At 70.7% G+C, this 11,190-nt stretch carries 11 protein-coding genes; 5 read left to right on the top strand and 6 right to left on the bottom strand.

Going from position 1 to position 11,190, the window contains the following annotated elements:
• Positions 1–47 precede the first annotated feature (47 nt).
• Positions 48–941: an L-threonate dehydrogenase gene (gene ltnD, locus IE209_RS07915; RefSeq protein ID WP_189686403.1), complete on the bottom strand. Its 894-nt coding sequence runs from the start codon at positions 939–941 to the stop codon at positions 48–50.
• A gap of 9 nt (positions 942–950) precedes the next feature.
• The gene (dtd, locus tag IE209_RS07910; protein ID WP_189686402.1) at positions 951–1,388 is read right to left on the bottom strand and encodes a D-aminoacyl-tRNA deacylase; all 438 of its coding nucleotides are present in this window, start codon (positions 1,386–1,388) and stop codon (positions 951–953) included.
• Between the two features lie 102 nt (positions 1,389–1,490).
• On the opposite strand from dtd, the gene IE209_RS07905 reads away from it, so the two are divergent.
• On the top strand, positions 1,491–2,276 hold the full coding sequence (locus tag IE209_RS07905; RefSeq protein ID WP_189686401.1) for a class II aldolase/adducin family protein: 786 nt from the start codon (positions 1,491–1,493) through the stop codon (positions 2,274–2,276).
• A gap of 162 nt (positions 2,277–2,438) precedes the next feature.
• On the opposite strand, the gene IE209_RS07900 is transcribed toward IE209_RS07905, so the two are convergent.
• The 4 genes from IE209_RS07900 to IE209_RS07885 form a co-directional block, all read right to left on the bottom strand.
• A complete protein-coding gene (locus tag IE209_RS07900; protein WP_189686400.1) occupies positions 2,439–2,741 on the bottom strand; it encodes a putative quinol monooxygenase in 303 nt (100 codons plus the stop codon).
• Between the two features lie 216 nt (positions 2,742–2,957).
• Entirely contained in the window at positions 2,958–3,683 is a 726-nt protein-coding gene (locus IE209_RS07895; protein WP_189686399.1) for a GntR family transcriptional regulator, read from the bottom strand.
• Between the two features lie 39 nt (positions 3,684–3,722).
• On the bottom strand, positions 3,723–4,469 hold the full coding sequence (locus IE209_RS07890) for a glutathione S-transferase family protein (RefSeq protein WP_189686398.1): 747 nt from the start codon (positions 4,467–4,469) through the stop codon (positions 3,723–3,725).
• On the bottom strand, positions 4,469–5,449 hold the full coding sequence (locus tag IE209_RS07885; RefSeq protein ID WP_189686397.1) for a quinone oxidoreductase family protein: 981 nt from the start codon (positions 5,447–5,449) through the stop codon (positions 4,469–4,471). The genes IE209_RS07890 and IE209_RS07885 overlap by 1 nt, the downstream gene beginning before the upstream one ends.
• A 115-nt stretch (positions 5,450–5,564) precedes the next feature.
• Between IE209_RS07885 and IE209_RS07880 the strand changes: the two genes are divergently transcribed.
• The 4 genes from IE209_RS07880 to IE209_RS07865 all read left to right on the top strand — a co-directional run bounded on the left by IE209_RS07880 (position 5,565) and on the right by IE209_RS07865 (position 11,189).
• Positions 5,565–6,596 (top strand): ABC transporter substrate-binding protein, encoded by a 1,032-nt coding sequence (locus tag IE209_RS07880; protein ID WP_189686396.1) that lies wholly within the window; start codon positions 5,565–5,567, stop codon positions 6,594–6,596.
• Positions 6,597–6,749: 153 nt separating this feature from the next.
• Positions 6,750–8,471 (top strand): ABC transporter permease, encoded by a 1,722-nt coding sequence (locus tag IE209_RS07875; protein ID WP_229882731.1) that lies wholly within the window; start codon positions 6,750–6,752, stop codon positions 8,469–8,471.
• Between the two features lie 11 nt (positions 8,472–8,482).
• A complete protein-coding gene (locus tag IE209_RS07870) occupies positions 8,483–9,544 on the top strand; it encodes an ABC transporter ATP-binding protein (RefSeq protein ID WP_189686395.1) in 1,062 nt (353 codons plus the stop codon).
• A 10-nt stretch (positions 9,545–9,554) separates the two neighbouring features.
• Positions 9,555–11,189 carry a carboxylesterase/lipase family protein gene (locus IE209_RS07865; protein WP_229882730.1) on the top strand — a complete coding sequence of 545 codons (1,635 nt, stop codon included), beginning with the start codon at positions 9,555–9,557 and terminating at the stop codon, positions 11,187–11,189.
• Position 11,190 lies beyond the last annotated feature (1 nt).

The raw sequence follows: 11,190 nt of genomic DNA, 5'->3' as shown, positions 1-11,190 counted from the left end.
ATTGGGACGATTCGCTTCACAACGCTTGACACGAAAGACGGTTGCTCTCAGCCCGCCTTGGGCAGCGTGATTCCCGGAAAAATCTTGATGACCGCGCTGTCGTCCTCGCCCGCATGCCCGGCCGTCGACGCCTGCATGAACATCTGGTGCGCCGTGGCGGCCAGCGGCAGCGGGAATTTGCTGGCGCGCGCGGTGTCCAGCACCAGGCCCAGGTCCTTGACGAAGATGTCCACGGCGGACAGCGGCGTGTAGTCGCCGGCCAGCACGTGGGCCATGCGGTTCTCGAACATCCAGCTGTTGCCCGCGCTGTGCGTGATGACCTCGTACAGCGCGGCGGCGTCCACGCCTTCGCGCAGACCCAGCGCCATGGCCTCGGCCGCCGCCGCGATGTGCACGCCGGCCAGCAACTGGTTGATGATCTTGACCTTGCTGCCGGCGCCGGCCTTCTCGCCCAGGCGGTAGACCTTGCCGGCCATGGCCTCCAGCACGCCGCCGGCCTTGGCGTAGGCCGCGGGCGTGCCGGCCGTCATCATGGTCATCTGGCCGCCGGCCGCCTTGGCGGCGCCGCCCGAGATCGGGCCGTCGATGTAGAGCAGGCCCAGCGCGGCCAGCCGCGCCTCGAGCGCGACCGACCAGTTCGGGTCGACCGTGGAGCACATCACGAACACGCTGCCGGGGGCCATGGCCGCGGCTGCACCGTGCTCGCCGAACAGCACGGCCTCGGTCTGCTGCGCGTTGACGACCACCGAGACCACCACGTCGCTGCCCTGCGCCACCTCGGCCGGGCTGGCGCAGGCCGTGCCCCCATCTGCCGCGAAGGCGGCCGCGACACCGGGCCGCACGTCGCACACGCGCAGCGCGTGGCCGTTGCGCCGCAGCGTGGCGGCGATGCCGGCGCCCATGGCGCCCAGGCCGATCAGTCCTACCGTCTCTTTGCTCATGTCGTCTCCTCAGCTTTGCATTGGAATCGTGACGGGCCCGTCGTTGACCAGGTGCACCTGCATGTCGGCGGCGAAGCGCCCCGTGGCCACGACGGGGTGCAACGCCCGCGCCCGCGCGACGAAGTGGTCGTACAGGCGGCGGCCGTCCTCGGGCGCGGCCGCGCCCGAGAAGCCGGGCCGGTTGCCGCTGCCGGTGTCGGCCGCCAGCGTGAACTGGCTCACCAGCAGCAGGCCGCCGCCCACGTCCTGCACGCTCAAGTTCATCTTGCCGGCTGCGTCCGAGAAGATGCGCAGCTTGAGCATCTTGGCCAGCAGCTTGTCGGCCTTCTCCTCGGTGTCGCCACGTTCGGCGCAGACCAGCGCCAGCAGGCCCCGGTCGATGGCACCGATGGTTTCGCCGTCGACGACCACCTGGGCCTGGCGCACGCGTTGCAGCAGCAGTTTCATACGGGACAGCTCTTCGGGATCAACGGGGGACAATGCCTGCGGACCAGCTGCCCGTCCGGCGACGGCGGGACTTTACGTCAACCCTGTACCCCACGAGGCTCCATGAACACCACAGCACCGAGAACCTATGGCCATCTGCACGCGGTCCCGGCCGACGACGCCGTGCGGCAGGCGCGCGTGCACCTGGCCGCCGCCAACCGGCTGGCCGTGCACGACGGCCTGGAAGAAGGCATCGACAACCACTTCACCATGGTCGTGCCCGGCACGACGGACCGCTTCCTGGTCCTGCCCTTCGGCCTGCACTGGTCCGAGGCCCGGGCCAGCGACCTGATCGTGTTCAACGAGCAGGGCGATATCCTGGAAGGCCAGGGCAGCCTGGAGCTCAGCGCGCTGAGCATCCACGCGCCGCTGCACCGCATCACGGGCGCCAAGGTGGTGCTGCACACCCACCAGACCTGGGCGCTGGCGCTGAACATGCTGCAGGACAACCGCCTGCTGCCCGGCAGCCAGACGGCCGCCTTCCTCGCCAAGAACATCGCCTACGACGATGGCTACACGGGCCTGGCGGCCGAACTCAGCGAAGGCGAGCGCCTGGCCGGCATCATCGGCGACAAGCACGTGCTGTTCATGAAGAACCATGGCGTGGTGACCGTGGGCGACACCGTGGCCCAGGCCTACCGCCGGCTGTACCGGCTCGAGCGCGTGTGCAAGGCGCAGCTGCTGGCCATGGCCACCGGCAAGCCGCTGGCCCTGCTGTCCGACGAGATGGTCGCCAAGGTGGACAAGCCCAACCCCAACGACAGCCACCCGCGCGCCGAGCGCGAGGCGCTGTACTTCGCCGCCATGATGCGCGTGCTGGACCGGGTGAACCCGGGCTACGCGGATTGAAGGGTTTTGTCTGCAGCGCGCGTTCCAGCGATGCGCTGGCGCACCAGTCGGCACGAGGTCGGCGGAGTGTGCGGCAGGCGACGGGCCTGCGGGGGTAGGACGTTCCGCCGCGCATGCAGGCGGAGCCGCGCAGGCGCTCGTGACCCGATCGGCGTCGGCTTGCTAGCCGGGTAGTTTTGCGGCAAGCACGTCGACCTTCTCGATGGAAGGCGGCGCAGAGAACAGTTCTCCGGCCTTTGCCATCAAGGCCGCCGCGACCTTGCCGGAGAGATGCGCCTGCCTTCCGGCTTCATCGGGGAAGGCATCGAAGATGCCGAAGGTCGTTGGCCCAAGACGTATCCCAAACCAGGCCGTCGTGGCGGGCTCCTCCATGACGAGGGGAAGGCCACTCATCAGGAAGCTCTCCACCGCGCTTTCTTTGCCGGGTTTCGCTTCGAGGCGAACGAACAAAGCGACTTTGACCATGAGAGATCTCCTCGTGTGCCGGTGGGATCCCCAGGCTACTCGCTTTCAGGAGGCCCAACGTGATTGCGCAGGCTACTTACACAATAAAACGACCAGCGGTGTCCAGCAGCAAGTTCCGAAGCGACCCGGTCACCGGTCGACCGGTCCGGATCGCTCTTCCGGCCGAACGCAGCGGCCCACCAAGCCCATGGACGCACTGCGCGCCCCGGCAAGCGCCTAGACGTTCGCGCTCCGGCTGCGCCGGCGCTGCAGAGCCGCGTCCGCCGGTTCATCGGCCGGCACCGCCCGCAGCGGCATGCTCGCGATCGCGTCGGCGTAGACGTTGCCGCCGCTGGAGATGTGGTCGGTCATGGCCTGGAAGGCGGCGTTCTCGTCGCCCGACACGATGGCCTGCAGGATCACCGCATGCTCGGCCAGCGAATGGCGGATGCGGTTGGGCCGGTCGAACAGCGCGCGGCGCGGATGCCGCATGCGCAGCCGCATGGCGCGCAGCTGGCGCGCCAGCACCTCGTTCAGGCTGCCGTCGTAGATGATCTCGTGGAACACGCGGTTGGCCTGGCCATATTCCTCCGCATCGTTCTTCGCCGCCGCGCGGCCGCAGGCGGCGTGGGCCTCTTCGAGCTGCTGGCGCTGCGCGGTGGGCATGCGGCGCGCGGCCAGGCGCGCGGCCAGGCCCTCGAGCTGCATGAGGATCTCCAGCATCGCGATGTATTCGGGCACCGAGAGCGAGGCCACCACGGCGCCCTGGCGCGACAGCGGCGTGACCAGCCCGGCGGCGGTCAGGTGCTTGATGGCCTCGCGCGCGGGCGTGCGCGAGACGCCGAAGCGGTCCATCAGCACCTGCTCGTCGATGCGTGAGCCGGCGTCGAGCTTGCCGGAAAGGATCTCCTCTTCGAGGGTCTGGCGGATCTGGTCGCCGAGGTTGATGCGGGCACTGGCCATGTCGTCATGCACTCCTGGCCGGCATCTTAGCGAGGGCGTTCAGGCGGCCGCGCGCGCTTTCAACACGGTGTCGAAGCGCTCGAGCCGGGCCTGCGTGAAGGCCGGCCGCTGCTGCACGGCATGCCACCAGGCCTGCACGCGCGGATGGGCGTCGGCGTCGAGCGCCTGCGGTGCCAGTTCGGCGATGCGCGCGATGAAGGGCACGGCTGCGATGTCGGCCAGCGTGTAGCGCTCGCCGAACAGCCAGGGCGCTTGCGCCAGCATCTCCTCCATGCGGTCTGGCAGGCGCAGCAGCTTGGCCAGCGCGGCCGCCTTCTCCCCCTCGGTGTAGGGCCGGCGGGCGATGCGCAGCCAGGCCTCGCGCCGCTCCGCCGTGGGGATGCGCGCGAGCCTGGCCTGCAGTTCGTCGTCGCTCCACTGGCTGGCCGTGGGCTGCAGCGCCAGGCTCCAGTTCAGGATGAGCAGGTGCGGCAGGCAATGCTCGTCGGTCCAGCGCACGAAGTTGCGCATGCAGGCGCGCGCGTACGGGTCGTCGGGCCGCAGCGGCGGCGTGGGCTGGATCTCGTCCAGGTACTCGCAGATGGTGGAGCTCTCGTGCAGGAAGCGGCCGGGCGCCAGCTCCAGCGCGGGCACCACGCCGTTCGGGTTCATGGCCAGGAATTGCGGCGAATGGTGCTCCTGGCGGCCCATGTCGATGGCCACGCTCTCGTAGGGCATGCCCTTCTCGGCCAGGCACAGGCGCACGCGGCGCGAGGCGCTGGAGAGCCAGCCGTGGAACAGCTTCATCATGGCACCAGCACCGGCGCGCCCGTGGTCGCGCGGCCCTCCAGGTCGCGGTGGGCCTGCTGCACGTCGGCCAGCGCGTAGCGGCTGCCCACCTCCAGCCGCAGTTGCCCGCTGTCGACGGCCGCGAAGAAGGCGGCCGCGGAGCGCTGCAGGTCGGCGGGTGTGGCGATGAAGCTGCGCAGCGTGGGCCGGCACACGCTCAGCGATTTGGCGTGCAGCAGTTGCAGGTCCAGGCCCTCGACGTCGCCCGAGGCCGTGCCGTAGTTGATGGCCATGCCCAGCTGGCGCAGGCAGGCCAGCGAGGGCACGAAGACGTCCTTGCCCACCGCGTCGTAGACCACGGCCACGCCTTCGCCCCCCGTCAGCGCCAGCGTGCGCGCCACGAAGTCTTCGCGCCGGTAGTCGATCACGTGGTGGCAGCCATGGGCCAGCGCCACATCGGCCTTGGCAGCCGAGCCCACGGTGCCGATCACGGTGGCGCCCAGCGCGCGCGCCCATTGCGACAGCAGCACGCCCATGCCGCCAGCGGCCGCATGCACGAGCACGGCGTCGCCGGGCTGCACCACGTAGAGCCGGCGCAGCAGGTATTCGGCCGTCAGCCCGCGCAGCAGGTTGGCGCCGGCCTGCTCCTCGGAAATGCCGGACGGCAGGGCCAGCACGCGCGTGGCCGGCACGTTGCGCACGGCCTGGTAGGCGCCGGGGTGGAAGTAGGCCACGGACTGGCCCACGCGCCAGCCCGTGACGCCCGTGCCGAGCGCCTCCACCACGCCCGCCCCCTGGGCCCCGAGCGTGATCGGGAACGGCGTGGGCGCATGCGGGCCGTGTGCGCCCTTGCGCTGGTAGATGTCGGCGAAGTTGAGCCCGATCGCGCTCTGGCGGATGCGGATCTCGCCGGCGGCCGGCGGTGGCACGTCGACCTGCACGCCTTCGAGAACGTCGGGGTCGCCGTGGCGGTGGATGTGGATGGCTGTGCTTTGCATGGGCGTGAATGTCGGCGCAGGCCTGTTTTATAAGAATACGGATAAACGCTATGTGGATTCTTTTGAATTCCATCCGTACACTTTGCCGACGACAACGAACGATGGAGACATCCCTATGGCCCTCACACGCCGCCGTTTCGGCGCCCTTGCCGCCACGCTGGCCGCGCCGGCCCTCGTGCGGGCGCAGCCGCTGGACGCCCTCTACGCCGCCGCGAAGAAGGAGGGCGAGCTGACCTGGTACGTCGTGCCCTATCCGTCCGAGCTGGCCGAGACCATGGGCCGGCGCTTCAGCGAGCGCTACCCTGGCATCCGCGTGAACGTGGTGCGCACCACGGCGCAGGTGGCGTTCCAGAGGCTGAACCAGGACCTCAAGGCCGGCACACCGGCCTGCGACGTGTTCTCCTCCACCGACCTCGCGCACTTCCTGGACCTCAAGGCGCGCAAGCTGCTGCTGCCCTACACGCCGCCCTCGGTGGCCCAGCTCGACCGCCACCTGCAGAACCTGGACCCGGACGGCGCCTACCACGTGACCAGCGCCTTTCCCATGGGCCTGGTCTACAACAAGCAGAAGGTGCAGGGCGCCGATGTGCCGACCAGCTGGAACGATCTGCTGGACCCCAAGTGGCGCGGCCTGGCCTCGGTCGCGCACCCGGGCTTCAGCGGCGCGGCCGGGGCCTGGAGCCTGGAGATGCGCCGCCTGTACGGCGACGCCTGGTTCAAGAAGCTGGCCGACAACAAGGTGCAGGTCGGCCGCTCCACGATCGACACGGTGACCACCGTGAACTCCGGCGAGCGCTCGGTCTCGGCCGGCCCGATCACGCTGGCCGCCCGCGTGGCCGACCGCGGCAACCCGGTCGGCTGGGTGGTGCCCAAGGAAGGGCTGGTGATGGTGGTCTCGCCTTCGGCGGTGATGGCCAGCTCCAAGCGGCCCAACGCCAGCCGGCTCTTCATGGAGTGGCTGATCGGCAGCGACGACGTGGTGGAGCTGGGCCGCGCCGAGTTCGGCATCCCGCTGCGCACGGGCTTGAAGCCGCCGGGCGGTCTGCCCGCGATGGGCTCGGCCAAGACGCTGGCGCCCACGCCCCAGCAGATGCGCGACGAGCTGCCGCAGGTGGTCGAACTCTGGAAGGACGCATTCGGTGTTTGATTCGGACCAACCCCCCAGGCGGCTGCGCCGCTCCCCCCTTCCGCTGCGCGAAGGGGGGCACCGCCAGCGGCCGGGCAGAGCCCGTTCCGCGGCGGTCACTCGCCTGGCCTGCTCCGCGGCCATCGGCACGGTGGTATGCGCAGGGAGCCGGCGATGACGGAGTTGCTGATGCGCGTGCGTGCGCCAGGGCGCGCCGCACCGAGCCGCTGGGCCGACCCCGCGCTGTGGCTGTTCGGCCTGCTCATCGCGCTGCTCGTGCTGCTGGTCGCCAACCCCATCCTGCGCCTCGTGGCCGAGAGCCTGCGCGGGGCCGACGGCGGCTTCTCCCTGGCCAGCTACGCGGCCGCGCTGGGCCGCAGCCGGCACCTGCAGGCCCTGCTCAACTCGCTTTACCTGGGCTTGGCCGTCACGGGGCTGGCCGCGCTGCTGGGCGTGCCGCTGGCACTGGCGGTCTCGCGCACCAACATGCCGGGCCGCGGGCTCACGCACCTGTCGGTGCTGGCGGCCTTCGTGATGCCCAACTTCCTGGGCGCCATCGCCTGGATCCTGCTGGCCGGCCCCAACGCGGGCTGGCTCAACCGCGGCTGGGCCGCGCTGACCGGCGCCGACAGCGGGCCCTTGAACATCTTCAGCTTCTGGGGCCTGGCCTTCGTCATCGCGCTGTACACCTACCCGCTGGTCTACGTGTTCACCAAGTCGGCGCTGGACCTGGTCTCCACCGAGCTGGAGGACGCGGCATCCATCCACGGCGCCGGCAAGTTCCACACGCTGGCGCGCGTGACGCTGCCGCTGGTGCTGCCCTCCATCGTCGGCGCCGGCATCCTGATCTTCCTGGAGACGATCGCGCTGTACGGCACGCCGGCGCTGATCGCGATTCCCGCGGGGCTCAACCTCGCCACCACGCAGATCGTCTCGTTCTTCGAGTACCCGCTGCGCGTGGAGCAGGCCGCCGCCTTCTCCATGCCCATCCTCGCGCTGACGATCGCCATGCTGGTGCTGCAGCGCCGGCTGCTGGCGAAGAAGGGCTTCGTCTCGGTGTCGGGCAAGGGCGGCGAGCGCCGGCCCTTCGACATCGGCGGGTGGAAGTGGCCGCTCGCGGCCTACGCCGCGCTGGTGGGCCTGCTCTCGGTGCTGCTGCCGCTGGCCATCCTGCTCTTGGCCTCGGTGTCCAAGGCCTGGGGCCGCGGCGTGGTGGCCGGCAACTTCACGCTGGACAACTTCCACGCCATCTTCTTCGCGCAGCTGACGGTGCGCTCGGCCCTGCTCAACACGGTGCTGTACTCCACCGCCACCGCGCTGGTCTGCGTGGGCATGGGCCTGTGCGTGGCCTATGCCACGCAACGCCGCATCACGCCGCTGCCGAAGCTGCTGGAGTTCCTGGCGCTGGCGCCGGTCGCGGTGCCGGGCCTGGTGCTGGCCATCGGCCTGTACGCGGCCTACGCGGGCCCGCCGTTCTCGCTGTACGGCACGGGGCTGTTGATCGTGGTCGCGTTCACCACGCGCTTCCTGCCCATCGCGGTGGTGGCCAGCGGTGCCTCGATCCGCTCGCTGAACCCTGAGCTCGAGGAGGCCGGCCGCATCCTGGGCGCCGGCCGGCTCACGGTGCTGCGCCGCATCGTCGTGCCGCTGCTGTCCAAGCCGCTGGCGGGCGTGTTCATCCTGGTCTTCGTGATTTGCACCAAGGAGCTCTCGACGGCCGTGTTTCTGACCGGGCCGGCCTCGCGCGTGGTCTCGGTGCTCACGCTGGACTTGAGCGAGCAGGGCAACTACGAGGTGCTCGCGGCCATGGGCGTGGTGCTGGTCGTCATCGTGACGGCCGTCGTCGGCCTGGGCATGCGCATCGCGGGGCGCGACTTCATGTTGCGCCGCTCCTAAGAAGGAACACCATGTCGAAACTCGAACTCTCCCACGTGAGCAAGCGCTACGGCAGCACGGCCGTGGTCGACGACCTGAGCCTGCAGCTGCGCCAGGGCGAACTCGTGACCCTGCTGGGGCCCTCGGGCTGCGGCAAGACCACCACGCTGCGCATGGTGGCGGGCTTCGTCGAACTCAGCGAAGGCGCCATCGCGGTGGACGGCCGCGAGATCTCGGGCGCCAGACGCACCGTGCCGCCCGAGCACCGCGGCATGTCCATGATCTTCCAGAGCTACGCGATCTGGCCCAACATGACCGTGGCCGAGAACGTGGCCTTCGGCCTCGCGGTGCGCAAGGCGCCGGCCGCGGAGGTCCAGCGCCGCGTGGCCGAGATGCTGGACGTGGTCAAGCTCGGTCCTCTGGCGCAGCGCTACCCCGCAGAGCTCTCGGGCGGCCAGCAGCAGCGTGTGGCGCTGGCCCGCGCCATGGTGGTGCGGCCCGAGGTGCTGCTGCTCGACGAGCCGCTGTCCAACCTGGACGCCCACCTGCGCGAGGAGATGGCTGGCGAGATCCGCCGCCTGCACGACGAGTTCCGCTTCACCACGGTCTACGTCACGCACGACCAGGCCGAGGCCATGACGATCTCCGACCGCATCGCGGTGCTGAACCAGGGCCGGCTCGAGCAGATCGACACGCCCTGGAACCTCTACAACCGCCCGCGCACGCCCTTCGTGGCAGGCTTCATCGGCCAGACCAATCTGGTGCAGGGGGAATTGCGCGCAGGCCGGTTCCAGTTGCCAGGCCTGGCCGGTGCCGTGCCTGTCGCGGGTTTTTCGGGCAAGGACCAGGCCCAGGCCCAGGTGTCGATCCGGCCGCAGTCGCTGAGCCTGGGCGCGGCGGGCGGCAGCCTGCTGGCGCTGGGCCAGGTGGCCGTGGTCGCACGCACCTACCTGGGCGGGTACTGGGACTACCTGGTGCGGCCGCTGGCCGGCGGCGCACCGCTCAAGGTGCATGCCGCGCCCGGCCATGTGCTGGAACTGGGCCACGAGTCGCTGCTGTCCATCGACCCGGCCGGCGTGGCCGTGCTGGCGTGAAGGAGACACCATGCCAACACTGTCACGCCGTCACTGGCTGGGCGCCGCGGCCGGCATGTTCGCGGGCGGCGTACGCGCCATGAACGAGCACCCGGTCTTCTCCGTCGTCGAGACCGCGCAGGGCAAGGTGCGCGGCCTGAAATCCGGCGGCATCCACGTGTTCAAGGGCCTGCGCTACGGGGCCGACACTGCGGGCGCCAACCGCTTCCTGCCGCCCCAGCCCGTGGCGCCCTGGGCCGGCGTGCGCGATGCCACGGCCTACGGCAACCACGCGCCGCAGATGCCGGCCGATCGCCGCCACGCCTACGCCGACCTGATCGCCTACGACCTGCAGCCCGGCGGCATGGGCGAGGACTGCCTGGTGCTGAACCTGTGGACCCCGTCGCCCGACAAGGCGGCCAAACGCCCTGTGCTCGTGCACCTGCACGGCGGCGGCCACTACGCCGGCTCGGGCAACTCGCCGCAGTTCGACGGCGAGATGATGGCGCGCTTCGGCGACGCGGTCTTCGTCACGCTGAACCACCGGCTCGGCGCCTTCGGCTACCTGCACCTGGCCGGCCATGGCGGCGAGCGCTACGCGCAGTCCGGCGCCGCCGGCATGCTCGACATCGTGGCCGGCCTGCGCTGGCTGCGCGAGAACGTGGAGGCCTTCGGCGGCGACCCCGCGCGCGTGCTGGTCTTCGGCCAATCCGGTGGCGGGCTCAAGACCAGCACGCTGATGGCCATGCCCTCGGCGCAAGGCCTGTTCCACCGCGCCGGCGTGATGAGCGGGTCGGGCATCCGGGCCATGCCGCAGGCGACCGCGCACGACACCGCCGCGCGCTTCCTGGCCGCGCTCGACGTCAAGAGCGGCGCCCTGGACAAGCTGCACCAGCTGCCCATGGAGCAGCTGCTGGCCGTGCAGCTGGCGTTCGAGCGCGTCGACCGCCAGCAGGGCGAGGCGCCGCGCGCCTTCGCACCCGTGGTGGACGGCGTGGCCATCGCGCGCCACCCCTTCGATCCGGATGCACCGGCGATGTCGGCCCGCGTGCCCATGCTCATCAGCACCACGCTGGACGAGCGCGCCTACCGCCAGGTCAACTTCGACCTCGACGAGGCCAGCCTGCTGAAGTTCGCCGAAGGCAAGCTGGCCGGGCGAGCGGGCCTGGACGCGGCCGCGCTGGTGGCCATGTACCGCGCCGAAGACCCGCGCGCCACGCCCTTCGTGCTGCAGGCCCGCATCGACACCGACACCACGTTCCGGCTGGGCGCGCAGTTGCAGGCCGAGCGCAAGGCGGCGCAACATGCAACGCAGGGCGGCGCGCCGGTCTGGACGTACCTCTGGAAGACCCCGAGCCCGGCGTACGGCGGCCGCTACGGCGCGCCGCACGGCGTGGACATCGGCCCCAGCCTGCACGACATCCGCATGGGCCTGAACGGCCCCAGCGCCGAGAACCTGGCGCTGGCCGACCAGTTGGCCAGCGCCTGGCTCGCCTTCGCCGCCACGGGCGACCCCAACAACGCGCGCACGCCGGCCTGGCCGACCTTCACGCTGGCCCGGCGCAGCACCCTGGTGTTCGACGGCCCGGCGTCCCAGACCCGCGCCGTGGACGACCCGCGGCGCGCCTTCCGCGAACTCTGGGCCACGCCCGGCCCGAACCGTTGAA

Source organism: Pseudorhodoferax aquiterrae, assembly GCF_014652235.1.
GTDB lineage: Bacteria > Pseudomonadota > Gammaproteobacteria > Burkholderiales > Burkholderiaceae_C > Pseudorhodoferax > Pseudorhodoferax aquiterrae.
The sequence above is the reverse complement of the archived record's forward strand: the minus strand, read 5'-3'. Positions and strand labels throughout refer to the sequence as shown.

Coding starts and splice junctions, on each gene's coding strand:
- IE209_RS07875 (WP_229882731.1), top strand. CDS start 6,750: ATGACGGAGTTGCTGATGCGCGTGCGTGCGCCAGGGCGCGCCGCACCG.
- ltnD (WP_189686403.1), bottom strand. CDS start 941: ATGAGCAAAGAGACGGTAGGACTGATCGGCCTGGGCGCCATGGGCGCC.
- IE209_RS07890 (WP_189686398.1), bottom strand. CDS start 4,469: ATGAAGCTGTTCCACGGCTGGCTCTCCAGCGCCTCGCGCCGCGTGCGC.
- IE209_RS07880 (WP_189686396.1), top strand. CDS start 5,565: ATGGCCCTCACACGCCGCCGTTTCGGCGCCCTTGCCGCCACGCTGGCC.
- IE209_RS07885 (WP_189686397.1), bottom strand. CDS start 5,449: ATGCAAAGCACAGCCATCCACATCCACCGCCACGGCGACCCCGACGTT.
- IE209_RS07900 (WP_189686400.1), bottom strand. CDS start 2,741: ATGGTCAAAGTCGCTTTGTTCGTTCGCCTCGAAGCGAAACCCGGCAAA.
- IE209_RS07895 (WP_189686399.1), bottom strand. CDS start 3,683: ATGGCCAGTGCCCGCATCAACCTCGGCGACCAGATCCGCCAGACCCTC.
- IE209_RS07865 (WP_229882730.1), top strand. CDS start 9,555: ATGCCAACACTGTCACGCCGTCACTGGCTGGGCGCCGCGGCCGGCATG.
- IE209_RS07870 (WP_189686395.1), top strand. CDS start 8,483: ATGTCGAAACTCGAACTCTCCCACGTGAGCAAGCGCTACGGCAGCACG.
- IE209_RS07905 (WP_189686401.1), top strand. CDS start 1,491: ATGAACACCACAGCACCGAGAACCTATGGCCATCTGCACGCGGTCCCG.
- dtd (WP_189686402.1), bottom strand. CDS start 1,388: ATGAAACTGCTGCTGCAACGCGTGCGCCAGGCCCAGGTGGTCGTCGAC.